The organism is Kitasatospora sp. NPDC002227 (assembly GCF_040296285.1).
GTDB lineage: Bacteria > Actinomycetota > Actinomycetes > Streptomycetales > Streptomycetaceae > Kitasatospora.
The window spans coordinates 63335-80704 of sequence record NZ_JBEOWY010000031.1; the positions used below are offsets into that span (position 1 = coordinate 63335).

A 17370-nucleotide genomic window follows, 5' to 3' on the forward strand; every position below is an offset into this window, starting at 1 on the left:
CGGCCTCAGGAGATTCGGGCCAGGTACCCGTTGTCGACCAGCCAGAGCACGTTCAGCCGGTCCGGCCCGCCGGGCAGCAGTGTGGCGTCCAGCTGGTACTGCCAGCCGTAGCCGGGCTGGCCGAACCAGGGGGCGATCGGGCCGGCGTCCACGGTGAAGGGCTTGAGCACCTGGTAGTCGTGGTAGTTGCAGCCTTCGGCGGGCGTGCCGTCCAGGCTCTGCGGCGGGATCGAGCGGTTGGCGTAGGGCAGGCCCTCGGGAGCCAGGAAGGCGCCGTACTCGCTGCCGAAGCGGTCGATCCGCTGGCCGGGGAGCAGGGTCTGCTCGAGCTCGATCGGCGTCCCGTTCGGGGTGAGCAGGTAGCCGTTCTGCGGCGGGTACTTCCAGGAGCCGGCCGTGGCGTCGTAGTAGGTGGCCAGGAACTGCTGCTGGTCGAGCGAGCCGGTGCGCCGGTAACCCCACAGCTCGCGGCCGACCGGGCCGGTGCTGGGCAGCTGCTCGGGCCCCAGGCGCTTGTCGCCCTGGTAGAAGGCGGCCGAGCACTGGTCCGTCACGGTGGCGGTGATCCGTACCTGGCCGAGTGCCGAGGCGGGGGCGGCGCCGGTCGCGACCGTGCCCGCCAGGACCGCCACCGCCGCGCCGACCGCCGCGATCGCCCGTCGTATGCCCATCGAAATCCCCTCCCGTGCGCCACGGCTGTGGTCGCGCCGATACCGACGGTGATCATCAAAGCCGTCCGGCCGTCAAAGCGTCAACCGGTTCGGGGAAATGACGAGAAGTCAGGCCACGGTGGGGGCGAGTGCCGCGACCGTGCGGCTGAAGTCGCGCAGCAGGGGCGTCTCGGTGCCGGTGCGCCAGACCAGACCCCAGGTGAGCGGGGGAGTGTCGTGGATGGGCACGTAGGCGATGTCGGGGCGCAGGTAGAAGCGGTTCATCTGGGCGCCCACCGGGAAGGCGCCCTTGCCGGCGGCGACCAGGGCGAGCAGCTCCTGCATCGAGGTGGCGGGCGGCCCCTGGGCGATCGGGCGGCCGCTCGGGGTGGTGCGCGGGGCGCGGGCCTTGGACCAGCGTTCGGAGAGGGTCGGGGTGGTGAGCATGGTGATGTCGCCGAAGTCCTCCGGCGTGACGTTCGCGCGGGCGGCGAAGGGGTGGGTGGCCGCGACGGCCAGCACGCGGCCCTCGCTGACCAGCGGTTCGCCGGTGGACATGTCGGCCGCGTCGAACGGGAAGCTCACGTTGCTCAGTTGGATCTCGCCGGTGCGCAGCGGCTCCTGCCCGACCCCGAACGGCACCTCGCGCAGCTCGATCGTGCACTCCGGCCGGGCGGCCTGGAAGGCGTCCGCCGCCGCGCCGAACAGCTGCCCCCACAGGGCGCCGACGAAGCCGACCCGCAGCGTGCCGCTGATGCCGCGCGCGGTGGCGACGGCGCGCTCCACGGCGTCCGCCATCGCCCGGTGGTGCGGCGCGAGGTCGTCGGCGAGCTGCCGGCCGAGGGAGGTGAGGCCGACGCTGCGGCTGGTGCGGAGGAAGAGCGGGGCGCCGATCCGGCGTTCGAGCTTCTGCAGGGTCTGGCTGACGTGGGCCCGGGAGACCAGCAGCCGCTCCGCCGTCCGCCCGAAGTGCAGCTCCTCGGCGAGGGTCAGGAAGACCTCGACCTCGTGCCGCTCCACCATGTCACCCTCCGCGCCGTCACCTTGTCAGGTCATCGTTCAGTCGGAGTGACCGATTGTTCCAGAGAACCGCGTTGTTCCAGCTGACGGGGGTGGCCGAAGCTGGTCCCGGCCGACCGGGGAGGACGGGGGAAGATCCGTGAAGAAGCTCACCGCCGGGTTGTTCGTCTCGCTCGACGGGGTGGTGGAGTCTCCGGAGCGCTGGCACTTCCCGTACCTGAATGACGAGCTGGGCAGGGCGCTCGGCGCGCAGATCTGCGCGGCGGACACCATGCTGCTCGGCCGCTCCACCTACGAGGAGTTCGCGGCGCACTGGGCCCACCAGGGCAGCGAGGTGCCGTTCGCGGACCGGATCAACGGCACGCCCAAGTACGTGGTGTCCAACACCCTGCCCGCCGCCGACTGGCAGAACTCCACCCTGCTCGGCGGCGAGGGCCTGGCCGGGCGGATCGCGGAGCTGAAGGGGCAGCCGGGCGGGGACATCTCGGTGACCGGCAGCGTCACGCTGGTGCGCTGGCTGCTCGCGCAGGGCCTGCTGGACGAGCTGTCGCTGATGGTGCACCCGGTCGTGGTCGGGAAGGGCCGGCGGCTCTTCGACGAGGCCGACGCCTCCCGCTACGAGCTGGACCTGGTGGACTTCACCACCTTCCGCACCGGAGTGGTGCACCTGACCTACCGCACCACCGCCTGCCTGCAGTAGCGCCACTCCAGTACCGCCCCAGCACCACCCGGACCAGGGCCGGGCCCACGCCGACGGACAGACACGCACGAGGGGACGCGTCTGCCCGCCCGCGCGGGTCCGGCCCTTTCGTCTGCCCGCTGTTCCCTGCCGCGGGTGGGCGCGGTTAGTCTTGTCATCAAGTGAAGACATCACACGATGACAAGACTCTGCGCAAGGAGTGGACGATGGACGGTCGGGCAGGCCCGCGGGAGCGGGCCCTGGTGCCGGTACTGGTGTTCCTGGGGCTGGTGGTCGCCGTGATCAGCAGTCTCGGCGCGCCGCTGGTGCCGACCATCGCCGCCCGCGACCATGTCTCGCCCGCGAGCGCGCAGTGGTCGCTCACCATCACCCTGCTGATCGGCGCCGTGGCCACCCCCACCATGGGGCGGCTCGGCGACGGCCCCCGGCGCCGCGCGGTGGTGCTGACCGGCTCGGCCGTGGTGCTGGCCGGCAGCGTGCTCGCCGCGCTCCCGCTAGGCTTCAGCTGGTTCGTGGCCGGCCGCGGCATGCAGGGCTTCGGTCTCGGGCTGACCCCGCTGGCCATCGCCACCGCCCGCGACAGCCTGCCCGCCGACCGCTCCCGCTCCGCCGTCGCGCTGCTCTCCATCACCACCGTCGCCGGGGTCGGCCTCGGCTACCCGCTCACCGGGGTGATCACCGAGACCTTCGGGGTCTCGGCCGGTTTCTGGTTCGCCGCGCTGATCGCGGCGGTCGCCTTCGTCGCCGCCGCCCTGGTGCTGCCGTCCACCAGGGACCGCGCGCCGCAGCCGCTCGACGCCCTGGGCGCACTGCTGCTCGGCGCCGCCCTGGCCGGGCTGCTGCTGGTGCTCACCGAGGGCGAGAGCTGGGGCTGGGGTTCGGCGAAGCTGCTCGCCCTGGCCGCCGGCTCGCTGGTGCTGCTGGCCTGGTGGACCTGGCACGAGCTGCGCACCGAGCACCCGCTGGTGGACCTGCGCCTGGTGCGGCACCGCACCGTGCTCACCGCCAATGTGACCGGCCTGGTCGCCGGGGTGGGGATGTACCTGCTGATCGCGCTGGTCACCCGCTTCGTCCAGACGCCGGCCGGCGCGGGGTACGGCTTCGGCACCTCGGTGGTGGTCACCGGCCTGGTGCTGCTGCCGTTCTCGGCCGCAAGCGTGCTGGCCAGCAAGGTGCTGCCGCTGCTGGCCCGGCGGATGCCGGCCTCGGCCGTGCTGCCGCTGGGCTGTCTGGTCTGCCTGGCCTCGCTGCTGGCCTTCGCCACCGCGCGCGGCGCGCTGTGGGAGCTGTTCGTGGTCATGGCCGTCGCCGGGCTGGGGGTCGGCTGCACCTTCGCGGTGATGCCCGGCCTGATCGTCGGGGCGGTGCCGGCCGCCGAGACCGGCAGTGCGATCAGTTTCAACCAGGTGCTGCGGTACATCGGCTACTCCACCGGCAGCGCGCTGAGCGCCGCCGTGCTGCAGGCGCACACCCCGGCCGGGGCGGTGCTGCCGAGCGGGTCGGGCTATCCGGCGGCGGCCTGGATCGGCTGCGCGGTGTCGGCGCTGGCCGCCGTGATCGCGGTGGTGCTGCCGGGGCGGTCCGCCGCCGCCCCGGCTCCCGCCGTGCCGGCCCCGGTGGTCACAGCGCCGGTGCCCACGCGAAGCCGTCCGGGTCGGTGAAGGCGGCGGGGGCGCCGCCGATCACCAGTCGGTGCGAGCCGCCGCCCTCGGCCGGGACGCCCGCGTCCTTGGCCAGCGCCTTGCGCCGGTAGAGCCCGAGCTTGACCCGGCCGCCCTCGGCGGCGAACTCGACGTACATCTTGCCGAAGCTCTTCGCCACGGTGAGGCCGCGCTCGACGTAGAACTTCTTGGTCGCGGTCACGTCGGCGACCCCGATCAGCAGGACGAACTCCTCGAACTCCCGGACGGCCGGGCCGGAGTCCTTCTTCGCCGAGGTGGCGATCTTCCAGATCGTGCCGTCCGGAGCCTGGAGGCTGCCGCCGTAGCCCCAGAGGGACTTGCCGGCCGGCTTGAGCACGGTGGCCCCCGCGGCGACCGCGGCGGCGAAGTAGGCGTCCACGTTGCCCGGCCGGGCGACGGTGAGCGAGAGGGTGAAGCCGCGGAAGCCGGTGCTCGGCGTGTCCGTGGCGCGCAGCCGCAGCCGGTCGTCGAGGCCGAAGGCGGCGCTGTAGAAGCGGTGGGCCGCCTCGACGTCCGCCACCTCCAGGGTGACGGAGTCGAGGGCGGTCAGAGCGGCGATCGCAGTGGTGTTCGTCATGACAATGACGGTAGGTGCGGCCCGGTGGGCGGGGCTTCTTGATTCCTGACCGGTCTGGTCACCTGCTTCTCGACGCAGGACGGCAGCCCCGCCTCGGCCCCGGCCGTCCGGCGCTGGTACTCGCTCGGCGGCATGCCGATCAGCTCGGTGAAGCGGGTGCTGAAGGTGCCCAGCGAGGAGCAGCCGACGGCGAAGCAGACCTCGGTGACACTGAGGTCGCCTCGCCGCAGCAGGGCCGTGGCCCGCTCGATCCGACGGGTCATCAGGTACGAGTACGGTGCCTCGCCGTAGGCCAGCTTGAACTGACGGCTGAGGTGCCCGGCCGACATGTGCACGCCGCGCGCGAGCTCCTCGACGTTCAGCGGCTCGGTGTACTCACGGTCGATCCGGTCGCGGACCCGGCGCAGCCGGGCGAGGTCGCCGAGGTGCTGCGCCTCGGCGCGGGCCTGGTCCCAGGCGGGGTGGCACATCCGGGGTCCGCCCTAGCCGCGCAGCTGCTGGATGCGGACCAGGTTGCCCGCCGGGTCGCGGAAGGCGCAGTCGCGGACGCCGTACGGCTGCTCGGTCGGCTCCTGGACCACCTCGGCGTCGGTGGCCTGCACCTTGTCGAAGACGCCGTCGAGGTCCGGGGTGGCCAGCAGGATCCAGCCGTAGGTGCCCTTGGCCATCATCTCTGCGATGGTGCGGCGCTCGTTCTCGGTGATACCGGGGTCGGCGGCCGGGGGCGCGAGCAGGATGGACGTGCCGGGCTGGCCGGCCGGGCCGACGGTGATCCAGCGCATCCGGCCCTGGCCGACGTCGGTGCGGACTTCGAAGCCGAGCACGTCGCGGTAGAAGGCGAGCGAGGCGTCCGGGTCGTCGTGGGGGAGCACGGTGGTGTGAATGGTGAGGTCCATGCCGTCCAGCCTAGGGCGGGCCCCGGGCCGGGACTTCTCGATTCCTGATCCGCTTCTCGATTCCTGACCGCTTGCCGCGCCCGGGACGGTCCGCTTGCCGCGCCCGGGACGGTCCAGGCCGGGGGCCGGGGCGCTCCGGGCGCGGTTCCGGGCGGGGGCCCGGCGGGGCGTACGGTGGGGCGGTGACCGACCAGCCCGATGCCAAGCCGGCCCGCCGCCGGGACGCCGCCCGCAGCCGTGAACTGCTCTTCCAGGCCGCCCGGGAGCTCTTCACCCACCGCGGCTACGACCGCGCCACCACCCGTGAGATCGGCGAACTCGCCGGGGTCGACCCGACCCTGATCGCCCGCTACTTCGGCGGCAAGACCCAGCTGTACATCGCCGTCCTCAACGCCGAGTTCGGCGACTCGCGCCCGGCGGGCCTGCTGGATGAGGAGCGCGTGCGCCTCCTGATCGACCGCGTCGACGAGCGCGGCCCCGGCCCGGCCTTCCGGGTCGCGGCCACCCCCTACCAGGACCCGGCCGTCCAGTCCGCCGCCACCGAGCAGCTCCACTCGCGCCTGGTCGCCCCCCTGCGCGACCAGTACGACGAGGAGGGCCGGCCCGATGCCCAACTGCGCGCCGAGCTCGTGGTGGCGGCCTTCGCCGGCGTCCTGATGGGCCGCAGCAGCGGTGCCTTCCCCGCCCTGGCCGAGGCGGATTCGGACCAGGTGGTGCGGCTGGTCAGGGAGTTGCTCGCCCAGACCGGACAGTCCTGACCACTCGTTCGAGTGATCTCGATCAATTCGACTTCCGCTCGATCAGTTCGTTGTCCTAGCGTCTGCCCTGGAACTGACGGTGCGGCAGATCAGGGGTGGGGCATGACCGGGCAGGGGTTGAGCAGGCGGCGGCTGTTGGCGGCTTCGGCGGCGGCCGGTGGAGCGGCCTGGCTGCTGCGCGGCACCGTCGGGGCCGACAGCGCGCAGGCGGTCGGGGTGGCGCCCGCCCTGCCGGGCGGGCTGGCGCCCTACCAGCAGGTGTACGAGAACTGGGCGGGCGAGGTGCGGACGGATCCGCTCTGGGTCTGCGCCCCGAGCAGCCCGCAGCAGGTGGCCGACCTCGCCGACTGGGCGGCCGCGAGCGGCTGGCGGCTGCGCGCGCAGGGCCAGCGGCACGGCTGGGCCCCGCTCACGGTGGCGGCGGGCACCACCGGCGACACCAAGGTGCTCCTGGTCGACACCACCCGCTCGCTCACTGCCATGAGCATGGCCGGTGCCACCGCCGTCCGGGTCCAGACCGGCGCCTCGATGGAGAGCCTGCTCGCCTACCTGGCGGGGCAGGGCCTCGGCGTGGTCGCCTGCCCGGCCCCGGGCGACCTCACGGTCGGCGGCGCGCTGGCCATCGGCGGGCACGGCACGGCCGTCCCGGCCCAGGGCGAGGCGCCGCCGCCCGGCCAGGGCTACGGCAGCCTGAGCAACCAGGTGCTCTCCCTCACCGCCGTGGTGCACGACGCCGCCGCCGGGCGGTACGTGCTGCGCACCTTCGACCGCACCGAGGCCGACAGCGCCGCCTTCCTGGTGCACCTCGGCCGCGCCTTCCTGACCGAGGTGGTGCTGCAGACCGGCCCGGACCGGAGCCTGCGCTGCCTCAGCCGGGTGGACGTCCCGGCGAGCGAGCTGTTCGCCGCGCCCGGCAGCGCCGCCGCCTCCGGCGGGCGGACCTTCGCCGACTTCGTCGCCCGCACCGGCCGGGCGGAGGCGATCTGGTACGCCTTCACCGACTACCCCTGGCTCAAGACCTGGGAGCTCTCGCCCAGCAAGCCGCTGTTCTCGCACGAGGTCACGGCGCCCTACAACTACCCTTTCTCCGACAACATCCCGCAGCCCGTCGCCGAGCTGGCCGGCCAACTGGTCGGCGGCTCCTGGGGGCTGGCCCCGCTCTTCGGCCAGCTCCAGTTCCTGGTCACCAAGATCGGCCTCACCGGGGACTTGACCGATCTGCTGCTCGCCCCCGGCCTGCTGCGCAGCCTGCTCAGCGGGGACGCGCTCACCCACCTGCTGGCCGGCGGCCTGCGTTCCGACCTCTGGGGCGAGGCCTCACGGCACCTGCTCCAGTACGTCCGACCGACCACCCTGCGGGTCACCGCCAACGGGTACGCGATCCACTGCCGCCGGGCCGATGTGCAGTGGGCCGTCTCCCAGTTCACCGCCTTCTACCAGCAGTTGCTCGCCGGCTACCAGGCCCGCGGGCAGTACCCGATGAACGGAGCGGTGGAGATCCGCGTCACCGGGCTGGACGATCCGGCGGTGGTCGGGGTCCCGGGCGCCCAGCCTGCCCTGCTCTCCGCGCTGCGCCCACGCGCCGACCGGCCGGAGTGGGACACCGCGGTCTGGCTCGACATCCTCACCCTCCCCTCCACCCCCGGACTGCAGGGTTTCTGTCGGGAGATCGAGCAGTACCTGTTCGCCACCTTCGACGGCACCCGGGCGGGCCTGCGGGTCGAGTGGTCCAAGGGCTGGGCCTACACCCAGACCGCCGCCTGGGCCGACCCCGACGTGCTCGGCCGCGCGATCCCGGCCAGCCTCACGGCGGGCGGCGGCCCCGGCTGGGCCGAGGCGGTGGCCACCCTCGACCGTTACGACCCGGCCCGCGTCTTCGGCAACCCGTTCCTGGACAACCTGCTGCGGTAACCGACCTGAGGAGGTGTCATCTCCGTCCTGACTGTCTATAGTGGATATGCACAGTCGAGAGAGACGGGGATTCGTCGTGCGCGTGGTGTTGTCGAACAGCTCCGGGGTGCCGCTCTACCAGCAGATCAAGGACCAGGTCGCCCTGGCCGTCCTGTCGGGAGAGCTCGCGGAGGGCAGCGCGCTGCCCTCCGTCCGTGCCCTGGCGCGCGATCTGCGGATCAGCATCATCACCACCACCCGCGCCTACACCGAGCTGGCGGCCGGTGGCTTCATCGCCACCGTCCCCGGCAAGGGCGCGTACGTCCTCCCGCTGGACTCGGCGCTGGTGCGTGAGCAGCTGCTCCGCCAGGTCGAGGACGGTCTGCAGACGGCGCTGGACGCCGCCCGGCGGGCCGGTCTCGGCCGTGAGGAGCTGATCGAGCTCCTCGACGGGCTGCTGCAGACCGAGCACTGTTGATCAGGGGGAGCCGTCCATGCTTGCGTTTGCCCTCCGGGGCGTCAACTCGACCGTCAGTCAGGGATTCGCCCTGCGCGAGGTGAGCTTCGAGCTCCCCGCCGGGTACGTGATGGGTCTGATCGGCGCCAACGGCGCGGGGAAGACCACGACCATCCGCAGCCTGCTCGGCATGCGCGGTGTCGACAGCGGCGAGATCGAACTGCTCGGCCACCCGGTGCCGGGCCCGGTCGCGCTGCGCCAGGACGTCGGCGTGGTGCTCGACCGGGGGTACCTGGTCGGCGACTGGCGCCTCGCCGAGGTCGAGCGGACGCTGCGCCCGTTCTACGACCGTTGGGACGCCGCCCGGTACCGGGAGCTGCTCGACGGCTTCGGGCTCGACCCGCGGGCCAAGGTCAAGGACCTCTCCCGGGGCATGGCGATGAAGCTGATGATCGCCGTCGCCCTCTCGCACGGCGCCCGGCTGCTCGTCCTGGACGAGCCGACCAGCGGGCTCGACCCGGTCGCCCGGGACGAACTCGTCGGCATCCTGGGGGACTTCCTGCTCGACGAGGGCCACAGTGTGCTGTTCTCCACCCACATCACCGCCGACCTCGACCGGATCGGCGACTACCTGACGCTGATGCACGGCGGCCGGGTCGTGCACACCGGCCCCAAGGACGAGGTCCTCGCCTCCTACCGCATCGTGCGCGCCGGGCCCGAGGAGCTGACGGACCTGGTCGGCATCGAGCTGATCGGCCCCCGGCGCACCCCGGCGGGGGTGGCGGCGCTGGTCCGCACCGAGGAGGCCGAGCTGCTCGGCCGGGCAGTCCTGGTCGAGCCGCCCACCCTCGAGGAGATCGCCGTGCACATCGGAGCGTCCCCGGCCCGGCCCGGCCGCCGGGAGGTGGCCGTATGAGCGCCGTCGCCCGCGTCGCCGTGCTGCACCTGCGCACCGTCGCGCCGTACCGGGCTCAGGGCCTGATGGTGTTCGGCCTGATCGTCCTGGTGCTCGCCCGCACCCCCGCCGGGCTGGTCCCGGCGCTCGCCCTGCTGCTCGCGCCGATGCTGGCGGTGCACCCCTTCGTGATCGCCGACAAGGCGGGCCTGGACGTGCTCCACGCCGTGCTGCCGGTGCCCCGCCGCGCCGTGGTCCTCGCCTACTACGCCTGGGCCCTGGCGAGCTTCCTCGCCCTGGTCACGGCGGGCGCGGCGGTGGCGGTGCTGCTCGCGCAGCTCCAGGGACAGGCCCTCGACCCGGCCTCGCTGGCGACCCCGCTCACGCTGTCCTGGGCGCTGTTCGGCGTCAACATCGCGATCCAGCTCCCGCTGCTCGTGCGGTTCGGCTACGCGCGCGCCAGCGTCCTCGGCACCACCGTCCCGTTCGCGCTGGTCATGATCGCCGTCGTGCGGCTGCACCTGACCCTGGGCTCGGTCCAGTCCTGGCTGCCGCTGTTCTGGGTGCTGGGGGCGGTGGCCGTGGCGGGCTCGGCCGCGGTCGCGGTGCGGCTGCGCGGCCTGAGGTAACTCTCCCCGCGGGCGGGCCCGTTCTCGATACGCTCCGGTGCGTATCCGTACCCACCGAAGAGAGCGGACTCCCTTGGACTCGCAGGCACTGCGGCGGCGGTTCGCCGCGCTGACCACCGCGCACCTGGCCGATGCGTGCGTGCGGGCGAAGGTGCCCGTGCGGTGCGTGGAGCTGAGCGCCGTGCTGCCGGGCAGCCGGCTGGCCGGGCGGGTCCTGCCCGCGCGGCACGCCGGCAGCGTGGACGTCTTCCTGGAGGCGTTCACGCTCGGCGAGCCGGGGGACGTGCTGGTGGTGGACAACGGCGGCCGGGTGGACGAGTCCTGCGTCGGGGACTTGGTGGTGCTCGAGGCGAAGGCGGCCGGCCTGGCCGGTCTGGTGGTCTGGGGCCTGCACCGCGACACGGCCGACTGCCGGGCGATCGGCCTGCCGCTGTTCAGCCTCGGCGCCATCCCCAACGGCCCGCTGCGGCTCGACCCGCGCCCGGCCGAGGCGCTCGGCTCCGCCCGGGTCGGCGACTGGACGGTGAGCCGGGCGGACGTGGTGCTGGCCGACGAGGACGGCGTGATCTTCCTCCCGGCCGGCGAGGCCGAGGCACTGTTCGGCCTCGCCGAGACGATCCGGGACACCGAGCGCCGCCAGGCCGCCCAGATCCGGGCCGGGTACGCGCTGCGCTCCCAGCTCCACTTCGACGCCTACCTCGCCGAGCGCGACCGCAACCCCGGGCACAGCTTCCGGGACCATCTCCGGGCGATCGGCGGTGCCGTGGAGGAGTGACGTGCGATGCTGGTGGCAGCGGGAAGAAAGGGCAGGCCCATGAGCAAGATGCCACCACCAGGAGCGAAGGGGCCGAGCTGGCCGGGCGGTCGCCGCGGCTCCCGGGGCCCCAGCCGGGGGAGCCACCCGAGCGCCCCGCCGTTCGTCACCGGCCCGGTCGACCTCGACCCGCACCTCGTCCTCCCGCAGCGCGAGCCCAGCGGCACCGATTCGGGCATCGGCGGCGCCCCGCCCCCGCCCCCGGGCCCCCGCAACCCACCCCCGCCCACCGGCAACCCCGCCCCGCCCCCGGAGCCGCCCAAGCGGTGACCGGCCGCCCGGCGCTCACCAGCGCAGGCCGGTGAAGTCGACCGGGCGGGGCTGCAGTTCGGCGGTGCGGGCGGCCAGGGCGCGCAGGCGGCGGGTGAACTCGGCGGCGGGCAGCCGGCGGCGGTCGCCGTGGCCGGGGAGCAGCCAGCTGAACCGCAGCCGCGGTGCGGTGCGGGCCAGGGAGGCGGCCAGCTCGGTGACGGAGTACCAGGTGACCGACTCGGCGACCGCCAAGTCCCCGGCGGCGCGGGACCAGTAGAAGCTGTCGCCGCTGAAGCAGTAGGTGTCGTCGGCGAGGTAGAGGACGCTGCCCTCGGTGTGGCCGGGCAGCGGGTAGGCGGTGACACCCTCGGCGACCGGGGCCGGGTCGGTGCCGCGGAGCACCTGGTCGGCGTCCGGGGCGGCGGCCAGGTCGCGCTCGTGGATCCACAGCCGGGCGCCGAACCGGTCGGCGTAGGCGCGGCCGTGCGCGGCGTGGTCCCGGTGGGTGAGCAGTACGTCGGTGACCGGCCCGAGCGCGGCGTACCGTGCTGCGAGGGCGGCGCTGAAGCGCGGGGTGTCGACCATCATCAGAGTCCCGCCCGGGCGGCGCAGCAGGTAGGAGTTGGCCCCGGCGGTGTGCGGCGAGTTGTGGCCGCACAGGTGCACGTGCTCGGTCAGGCGCAGCGGGAATGGGTCGAGCGCGGCACCGGGCCCGCGCCCGCCGTACCGGACCGAGCGGGTGGGGCAGCTGAACGCGGCTGCCCGCAGGGCGTCCTGCTCCGCTTCGGTGCGCGGCTGGCGGACGACGGCCGAGCGGCCGTCCACCTCGGCGATCAGGCCCGGCGCGAGCTGCCTGGCGGCGTCGCAGTTGGTGCAGCGGTGGTCGACGTGCCAGACGGGATCGTTCACGGCGTGGCTCCTGCGCGGGGATCGACTACGAACGGATGTCCTTCCGGGGTATCACGCGCGCGGTGGCGAGAACCAGGCGGAAGCCGCGTTGACTTGCCCGTACCGTGCTGCTCTCCCAGGGCCGTTGCGCGGTGCCGCGGATAATTCGGTTCCGCCGCGGCGGCGGTGCTGTTAGCGTCCTCGACGTGGCAAAGCTGAACCAGATCATCGCCGTTGAAAAGGGCGTCAAGTCCAAGTCCTTCCAGGAGCTCACGCAGGCTCACCAGGACGTGCAGAAGCCCGCGTTGCTGGCCGGCATCTCCCGGACGTACCAGCCCAAGGACGAGGAGGGCGAGCAACTGCCGCCCGAGTCGACCAGGGTGCAGCTGAAGGCCGAGGACGTGCTGCGGTCCACCGCGGGCACCCTCACCCGGCTGTTCGACGTGACCGCCACCAAGGACTGGGCCAACATCGGCGCCCGGGCGGACGTGGTGGTGGACGGCCAGGTGCTGCTCGCCCAGGTGCCGGTGCCCTACCTGCTCTTCCTCGAGAAGCAGCTCACCGACCTGTTCACCTTCGTGAAGAAGCTCCCCGTCCTGGACGCCTCCGAGTCCTGGCAGCTCGACCCGTCGACCGACTCCTGGAAGACCGAGCCGGTACGTACCATCCGGACCAAGAAGGTGCCCCGCAACCACGTCAAGGCCGAGGCGACCGAGAAGCACCCGGCCCAGGTCGAGGTCTACTACGAGGACGTCCCGGTCGGGTACTGGACCACTGTGAAGTTCTCCGGCGCGCTGCCGGCCCGCCGGGTCAACGAGCTGGCCGAACGGGTGGAGAGGCTCCAGCAGGCGGTCAAGTACGCCCGCGAGGAGGCCAACGCGGTGGAGGTCACCGACCAGCGGGTGGGTGACGCCGTCTTCGGCTACCTGTTCCGGTAGCCCCCTGAACGCCCACCCGGGGAGCCGGGTGGGAGCACGGAAAAGCTGACACTGACGTTGAAGCTGACCAGGGGTCACAGTGGAGGTTCGAATCCTCCCCTCCGGCACCACTCGCCGGGGTAGCCCAAGTCCGGCAGAGGCAGACCCCTTCAAACTCAGACTCTCGCTCAAGTCTCAGCATTCGCCGCCGAACACCGGATCGACCGGGCGCGGACGATTGTCGACGAATGCGGGTTCAAGTCCTGCCTGTGCCGCTCCGTGGCACGGTAGTTCAAAGGTAGAACGCGTCGACTTCAGAATGATCCGCGGCCCTTAAACGTGCCGGTGTGTGCAAGTGGGCGGCAAAGTGGGGCCCGGGAGCTGGCTACGCTCCCGGGCTCTCCGTCCTTTCCGGGGCCGGTTCGCCACACCGTTTCCGCGCCCGCTCCGGCGGTCAGCGGGTCTTGAACTCCTCGATGGCGTCGTGGACGAACTGGACCATGGTCGGGCTGCCGATGTGGCCGGAGTCCTCCGAGATGTGCAGCCGGGCGCCCGGCCAGTTCTTCGCCAGCTCCCAGGCCGTCTGCGGCGGGCAGCCCATGTCGTGGCGGCCGGTCGCGATGACGCCCGGGATGCCGGCCAGTTTCGGGGCGTCGCGGACGAGCTGGTCCTCGGCGAGCCAGGCGCCGTGGCTGAAGATGTGGGAGCAGATCCGGACGAAGGCGATCTGCTCATCGACCTCCCGATTGCTGTACATCCCGGGCGAGTTGTTGGGCTCGCCGGTGATCACCGCGTCCTCCCAGGCCAGCCAGTCGGCGGCGGCCTTCGCCCGGACGGCGCGGTCCGGGTGCTCCATCAGCCGCGCGTACGCGGCGAGCAGGTCGCCGTCCCGGTCCTCCTCGGGTACGCCGTCGCGGAACCGGTCCCAGGCCTCGGGGTGGAAGCGCCCCGCACCCCGGTAGAGCCAGTCGAGTTCGCCACGGCCGGTCGTCATCACGGCCTGCACGATGATCTCGCTGACCCGCTCGGGGTGCTGCTGCGCATAGGCCAGCGCCAGCGTCACACCCCAGGAGGCGCCGTTGACCAGCCACTTGTCGATGCCGAGGTGCTCGCGCAGCCGCTCCATGTCGTCGATCAGGTGCTGCGTGGTGTTCAGGCTCATGTCCGCCGCCGGGTCACTGGCGTGCGGGGTGCTGCGGCCGCAGTTGCGCTGGTCGAAGCGGACCAGCCGGTAGTACGCCGGGTCCCACGCCTTGGTGGGCCGGAAGTTGGTGCCCCCGCCCGGGCCGCCGTGCAGGTACACGGCCGCCTTGCCCTCGGGGTTGCCCTGCTGCTCGTAGTAGATGCGGTTGCCGTCGCCGGTCTCGAGGTACCCGGTGTCGAACGCTTCGGTCGGAGGGTAGAGAGCCATGCCGCCGATCCTAGGACGGCGGTAGCGGCCAGGTCATTCGAGATGGGCGAACAGGTAGACGGTGTACGTCGCGTGGTCGCGTCTGTCGAGCGTGAGTTGGAACGAGCGACCGCCGATCGGCAGGATCCCTGACGCCCCCTCGATGCCGTCGGTGAAGTACGGAGGATTGGCGATGGCCCAGTCCTGGCTCTCCGCCACGTCTCGCTGCAGGCCGATCGTGCTGGCCGAGGTCACGATCTCGTTCGTCCGGAGGAACTCCTGGACGGTCTCTGGGGAGGCGGAGAACGAGATGAACGATCCGTCCGGTTCGTTGTCGTCGCCGTTCCTGCAGTAGGCGATGGGCAGCCCGGGAGGGAGGGTGATCTCCTCCCGTTGGGTGATCTGTCGCAGCGCGTCCTCCGCGCAGCCGCGCGGTGGCGGCGAGCTGCCGGTCCAGAGTCCGCAGGAGGTCAGGAGCGCGCAGAGGGCGCCTGCTGCCAGTGTGGCGTGCCAGGTCGTGCCGACCCGCGCTGTCTCCTTCATGGCTGCCCCCGACCGTCGCCCTATTTGAACGCGTTCAACCTAGCATCCCGTGAGGCGGCTCCGGCATGCGGTTGAATGGGGGGCGGCAGTGATCACGACGGGGAGGCGGTTCGGTGGAGTCGGTACGCGAGGTGTTGGCGGGGAACCGGTATCCGGGGCGTGGGGTGCTCTGGGGGCGGGGGCTGGACGGCGGGGTGTACGGGGTGTACTTCCTGACCGGGCGCAGTGCGGCCTCGCGGGCCCGGGGGCTGCGGCTGGGGGGCGGCGAGCTGGTGGTCTCGCCGACGGACACGACGGCGCACGACCCGCTGCGGCACTATGCGGCCGCGCGGCAGGAGGGGCGGTGGCTGACCTACGGGAACGGGGAGCAGGTCGCCGTGGTGGCGGAGCGGCTGCGGGGCGGGGCGGAGCCCGGGCCTGCGCTGCAGGGGCTGGAGTACGAGCCGGACCCGCCGATCTTCACGCCGCGGATCACCGTGGTGGCCGATCGAGAGAGCGGGGAGGCGTGGTTCGGGGCGGCCCGCCGCAGCCGGGGCGGGCGGGAGAGCACGGACGTGCTGACGCTGCGGGTGGGGGAGCTGGCGCCGGGGGATGCGGTGCTGATGACGACCTACCGGTCGGACGGGGAGACGGTCGCCACCGCCGAGCCGTACCACGAGGTGGCGGTCACGGTGCGCGGCAAGGAGGAGCTGCTGGCGGAGGTCTGGGGTGCGCTCACCCCCGAACTCCGGGTGGCGATCGCGGTGTTCGAGTCGGGCAAGCTGGCGGACGCGGTGCTCCGGCATGCCTGAGGCCGAGTACCGCGAGGCGCTGCGGGCGGGGCTCGCGGCGGCGGTGGAAGCGGCCTGCGGTGGCGCAGAGCTGACGGAGATCGACCGGCTGCGGGGCGGGAGCAAGAAGGGGGTGTACCGGCTCGGGCTGGGTGACGGGCGTGCGGTGGTCGCGTACGTCTGGAACCGGGAGGAGGACTTCTGGCCCGAGGCGCCGGTGGAGGACGCCGGCCCGCTGGGGCACGCGAGCGGTCTCGGCCTGTTCGCGGCGGCCAACCGGAGGCTGACCGGACTCGGCGTCCGGACACCGGAGTTGCTGCTGGCCGACGACGCCGGGCGGTTCCTGCCCCAGGCCGAACTGGCGATCGTCGAGGACGTGCCCGGCGAGAGCCTGGAGGCACTGCTCGGGCGCGACCCGGCGGCCGCCCGCCCGGTGCTGGAGCAACTGCGCGGCGCGCTGCGGCTGATGGCGGCCGACACCGCGCCCAGGCCCGGCCGGATCGGGCATGGGACAGCGGAGAGCTGCGAGCGGCTGGTGCTGCGCCGGGCGCTGGCCGACCTCGCCGAGGCGGCCGGCCGGGACGGGCGGATCGCCGAGGCCGAGGGGGAGCTGGCAGACCGGCTGCACCGGCTGGCGCGGGCCGTCCGGCCCCGTTCGGAGTTCGGTCTGGTGCACGGTGAACTCGGGCCCGACCATGTGCTGGTGGACGCCGCCGGGCGGCCGGTGCTGATCGACATCGAGGGGCTGATGCACTTCGACGTCGAGTGGGAGCACGTCTTCCTGCGGATCCGCTTCGACGAGCACTACGGGGACTTGGCGGCCGAGGGGCTGGACCCGGACCGCCTGGCGTTCTACGAGCTCGCGATGCGGCTCTCGCTGGTGGCCGGCCCACTGCGACTGCTCGACGGCGGCTTCCCGGACCGGGAGTTCATGCTGGGGATCGTGGAGTACAACCTGCGGGCGGCGCTGGCCGGTCAGAGCTGAGCCAGCCAGGCGTGGCCGGGGTGGACCTGCTCGAGGAGCTCGGCCAGGGCGCCGCGCTGGGCCGCGTCGAGCAGCGGGAGGGCGGCCTCGAAGTCCCGCTGGTCCTTGGGGCGGACGTACTTGGCCTTGAAGAGCAGGGCCAACTCCGGTGCCAGATAGGGGATTCCGTCGCCCGTGCGGCGGATCACCGACTCGTACGGGCGGCGGATCGACGGGTCACGGCGGCAGATCCAGACCGGGCCGTCGTGCGGTTCGCGGAAGACGTCGAGCAGGAAGTGGTCCGTGGCAGGGTCGCGCAGCCAGGTCTGGTGGGTCTGCTCGTAGAGCTCGGGCCCGGCGGCGGGCCAGAGGTGGCCGGAGGCGATGACGTCGAAGGGGAACTCGGGGAAGCGCGCCCGTAGTTCGGGGAAGTCGGCGGCGGGCACGGCGAGTTCGAGATCGCCGTGCGGGCGGACGGGCCCGCCGGTGAAGAGGTCGATGGCCCAGCCACCCGCGACGTACCAGGGCGCGGTGAGGCCCGCCAGCCGCTCGGCGGCCTGGGCCGGGCTCCAGGCGTGCGCCCAGCGGGCGTCGGCCTCGGCTTCGGTGATCGGGATGCCGCCGGGCGGGAGTTCCGAAGTCATCCCGCCAGCCTAGGGCCTGTCCGGCCGATCACGC

Annotated in this window: 21 protein-coding genes and 1 tRNA gene; 13 read left to right on the top strand and 9 right to left on the bottom strand. The window is 72.9% G+C overall.

The features are described from left to right. Positions 1-5 precede the first annotated feature (5 nt). Both ABT095_RS25095 and ABT095_RS25100 read right to left on the bottom strand, forming a co-directional pair. On the bottom strand, positions 6-671 hold the full coding sequence (locus ABT095_RS25095) for a TNT domain-containing protein (RefSeq protein ID WP_350531741.1): 666 nt from the start codon (positions 669-671) through the stop codon (positions 6-8). Between the two features lie 108 nt (positions 672-779). Next, positions 780-1673 carry a LysR family transcriptional regulator gene (locus ABT095_RS25100; RefSeq protein ID WP_350531742.1) on the bottom strand — a complete coding sequence of 298 codons (894 nt, stop codon included), beginning with the start codon at positions 1671-1673 and terminating at the stop codon, positions 780-782. Positions 1674-1809: 136 nt separating this feature from the next. On the opposite strand from ABT095_RS25100, the gene ABT095_RS25105 reads away from it, so the two are divergent. Continuing rightward, positions 1810-2370, top strand: a complete 561-nt coding sequence (locus tag ABT095_RS25105; RefSeq protein WP_350531743.1) for a dihydrofolate reductase family protein — start codon at positions 1810-1812, stop codon at positions 2368-2370. A gap of 206 nt (positions 2371-2576) precedes the next feature. Further along, the gene (locus tag ABT095_RS25110; protein ID WP_350531744.1) at positions 2577-4031 is read left to right on the top strand and encodes an MFS transporter; all 1455 of its coding nucleotides are present in this window, start codon (positions 2577-2579) and stop codon (positions 4029-4031) included. On the opposite strand, the gene ABT095_RS25115 is transcribed toward ABT095_RS25110, so the two are convergent. Genes ABT095_RS25115 through ABT095_RS25125 form a run of 3 tightly spaced genes read right to left on the bottom strand, consistent with a single transcriptional unit; the run spans position 3991 to position 5525 of the window. Next, complete coding sequence (locus ABT095_RS25115) at positions 3991-4629, bottom strand: VOC family protein (RefSeq protein ID WP_350531745.1); 639 nt, start codon at positions 4627-4629, stop codon at positions 3991-3993. The genes ABT095_RS25110 and ABT095_RS25115 overlap by 41 nt on opposite strands. Then, positions 4626-5099 carry a helix-turn-helix transcriptional regulator gene (locus ABT095_RS25120; RefSeq protein WP_350531746.1) on the bottom strand — a complete coding sequence of 158 codons (474 nt, stop codon included), beginning with the start codon at positions 5097-5099 and terminating at the stop codon, positions 4626-4628. Before ABT095_RS25120 ends, ABT095_RS25115 begins: the two co-directional genes overlap by 4 nt. Positions 5100-5111: 12 nt before the next feature. Continuing rightward, positions 5112-5525 carry a VOC family protein gene (locus tag ABT095_RS25125; protein ID WP_350531747.1) on the bottom strand — a complete coding sequence of 138 codons (414 nt, stop codon included), beginning with the start codon at positions 5523-5525 and terminating at the stop codon, positions 5112-5114. 182 nt (positions 5526-5707) lie between these two features. Between ABT095_RS25125 and ABT095_RS25130 the strand changes: the two genes are divergently transcribed. The 7 genes from ABT095_RS25130 to ABT095_RS25160 all read left to right on the top strand — a co-directional run bounded on the left by ABT095_RS25130 (position 5708) and on the right by ABT095_RS25160 (position 11238). Continuing rightward, the gene (locus ABT095_RS25130; protein ID WP_350531748.1) at positions 5708-6283 is read left to right on the top strand and encodes a TetR/AcrR family transcriptional regulator; all 576 of its coding nucleotides are present in this window, start codon (positions 5708-5710) and stop codon (positions 6281-6283) included. 102 nt (positions 6284-6385) lie between these two features. After that, complete coding sequence (locus ABT095_RS25135; protein ID WP_350531749.1) at positions 6386-8194, top strand: cholesterol oxidase substrate-binding domain-containing protein; 1809 nt, start codon at positions 6386-6388, stop codon at positions 8192-8194. 76 nt (positions 8195-8270) lie between these two features. Next, entirely contained in the window at positions 8271-8651 is a 381-nt protein-coding gene (locus ABT095_RS25140; protein ID WP_350531750.1) for a GntR family transcriptional regulator, read from the top strand. 16 nt (positions 8652-8667) lie between these two features. Then, the gene (locus ABT095_RS25145) at positions 8668-9546 is read left to right on the top strand and encodes an ABC transporter ATP-binding protein (RefSeq protein ID WP_350531751.1); all 879 of its coding nucleotides are present in this window, start codon (positions 8668-8670) and stop codon (positions 9544-9546) included. Next, positions 9543-10154 carry an ABC-2 transporter permease gene (locus ABT095_RS25150; RefSeq protein WP_350531752.1) on the top strand — a complete coding sequence of 204 codons (612 nt, stop codon included), beginning with the start codon at positions 9543-9545 and terminating at the stop codon, positions 10152-10154. Before ABT095_RS25145 ends, ABT095_RS25150 begins: the two co-directional genes overlap by 4 nt. A gap of 73 nt (positions 10155-10227) precedes the next feature. After that, positions 10228-10929, top strand: coding sequence for an RraA family protein (locus tag ABT095_RS25155; RefSeq protein WP_350531753.1), 702 nt, complete (start codon positions 10228-10230; stop codon positions 10927-10929). 39 nt (positions 10930-10968) lie between these two features. Beyond that, positions 10969-11238 (top strand): hypothetical protein, encoded by a 270-nt coding sequence (locus tag ABT095_RS25160; RefSeq protein WP_350531754.1) that lies wholly within the window; start codon positions 10969-10971, stop codon positions 11236-11238. A 15-nt stretch (positions 11239-11253) separates the two neighbouring features. Here the strand turns inward: ABT095_RS25160 and ABT095_RS25165 are convergent, their stop codons facing one another. Continuing rightward, positions 11254-12129 (bottom strand): 4Fe-4S domain-containing protein, encoded by an 876-nt coding sequence (locus tag ABT095_RS25165; protein ID WP_350531755.1) that lies wholly within the window; start codon positions 12127-12129, stop codon positions 11254-11256. 185 nt (positions 12130-12314) lie between these two features. On the opposite strand from ABT095_RS25165, the gene ABT095_RS25170 reads away from it, so the two are divergent. Beyond that, on the top strand, positions 12315-13046 hold the full coding sequence (locus ABT095_RS25170; protein ID WP_350531756.1) for a DUF7873 family protein: 732 nt from the start codon (positions 12315-12317) through the stop codon (positions 13044-13046). A gap of 23 nt (positions 13047-13069) precedes the next feature. After that, positions 13070-13156: transfer RNA gene (locus tag ABT095_RS25175), tRNA-Phe, on the top strand. Between the two features lie 323 nt (positions 13157-13479). Here the strand turns inward: ABT095_RS25175 and pip are convergent. Together pip and ABT095_RS25185 are read right to left on the bottom strand one after the other, a co-directional pair. Continuing rightward, on the bottom strand, positions 13480-14436 hold the full coding sequence (pip, locus tag ABT095_RS25180; protein WP_350531757.1) for a prolyl aminopeptidase: 957 nt from the start codon (positions 14434-14436) through the stop codon (positions 13480-13482). A 33-nt stretch (positions 14437-14469) separates the two neighbouring features. Then, positions 14470-14958, bottom strand: a complete 489-nt coding sequence (locus tag ABT095_RS25185) for a hypothetical protein (RefSeq protein ID WP_350531758.1) — start codon at positions 14956-14958, stop codon at positions 14470-14472. A gap of 113 nt (positions 14959-15071) precedes the next feature. Between ABT095_RS25185 and ABT095_RS25190 the strand changes: the two genes are divergently transcribed. Further along, positions 15072-15749, top strand: a complete 678-nt coding sequence (locus ABT095_RS25190; protein WP_350531759.1) for an IMP cyclohydrolase — start codon at positions 15072-15074, stop codon at positions 15747-15749. Beyond that, positions 15742-16713, top strand: a complete 972-nt coding sequence (locus tag ABT095_RS25195; RefSeq protein WP_350531760.1) for a phosphotransferase — start codon at positions 15742-15744, stop codon at positions 16711-16713. The genes ABT095_RS25190 and ABT095_RS25195 overlap by 8 nt, the downstream gene beginning before the upstream one ends. On the opposite strand, the gene ABT095_RS25200 is transcribed toward ABT095_RS25195, so the two are convergent. Then, positions 16704-17336, bottom strand: coding sequence for a nucleotidyltransferase domain-containing protein (locus tag ABT095_RS25200; protein ID WP_350531761.1), 633 nt, complete (start codon positions 17334-17336; stop codon positions 16704-16706). The genes ABT095_RS25195 and ABT095_RS25200 overlap by 10 nt on opposite strands. Between the last annotated feature and the right edge of the window lie 34 nt (positions 17337-17370).

Excerpts from the sequence above, each read along its gene's own strand:
- ABT095_RS25095 (WP_350531741.1), bottom strand. The coding sequence starts at position 671 with ATGGGCATACGACGGGCGATCGCGGCGGTCGGCGCGGCGGTGGCGGTC.
- ABT095_RS25100 (WP_350531742.1), bottom strand. The coding sequence starts at position 1,673 with ATGGTGGAGCGGCACGAGGTCGAGGTCTTCCTGACCCTCGCCGAGGAG.
- ABT095_RS25110 (WP_350531744.1), top strand. The coding sequence starts at position 2,577 with ATGGACGGTCGGGCAGGCCCGCGGGAGCGGGCCCTGGTGCCGGTACTG.
- ABT095_RS25115 (WP_350531745.1), bottom strand. The coding sequence starts at position 4,629 with ATGACGAACACCACTGCGATCGCCGCTCTGACCGCCCTCGACTCCGTC.
- ABT095_RS25120 (WP_350531746.1), bottom strand. The coding sequence starts at position 5,099 with ATGTGCCACCCCGCCTGGGACCAGGCCCGCGCCGAGGCGCAGCACCTC.
- ABT095_RS25125 (WP_350531747.1), bottom strand. The coding sequence starts at position 5,525 with ATGGACCTCACCATTCACACCACCGTGCTCCCCCACGACGACCCGGAC.
- ABT095_RS25135 (WP_350531749.1), top strand. The coding sequence starts at position 6,386 with ATGACCGGGCAGGGGTTGAGCAGGCGGCGGCTGTTGGCGGCTTCGGCG.
- ABT095_RS25145 (WP_350531751.1), top strand. The coding sequence starts at position 8,668 with ATGCTTGCGTTTGCCCTCCGGGGCGTCAACTCGACCGTCAGTCAGGGA.
- ABT095_RS25150 (WP_350531752.1), top strand. The coding sequence starts at position 9,543 with ATGAGCGCCGTCGCCCGCGTCGCCGTGCTGCACCTGCGCACCGTCGCG.
- ABT095_RS25160 (WP_350531754.1), top strand. The coding sequence starts at position 10,969 with ATGAGCAAGATGCCACCACCAGGAGCGAAGGGGCCGAGCTGGCCGGGC.
- pip (WP_350531757.1), bottom strand. The coding sequence starts at position 14,436 with ATGGCTCTCTACCCTCCGACCGAAGCGTTCGACACCGGGTACCTCGAG.
- ABT095_RS25185 (WP_350531758.1), bottom strand. The coding sequence starts at position 14,958 with ATGAAGGAGACAGCGCGGGTCGGCACGACCTGGCACGCCACACTGGCA.
- ABT095_RS25195 (WP_350531760.1), top strand. The coding sequence starts at position 15,742 with ATGCCTGAGGCCGAGTACCGCGAGGCGCTGCGGGCGGGGCTCGCGGCG.
- ABT095_RS25200 (WP_350531761.1), bottom strand. The coding sequence starts at position 17,336 with ATGACTTCGGAACTCCCGCCCGGCGGCATCCCGATCACCGAAGCCGAG.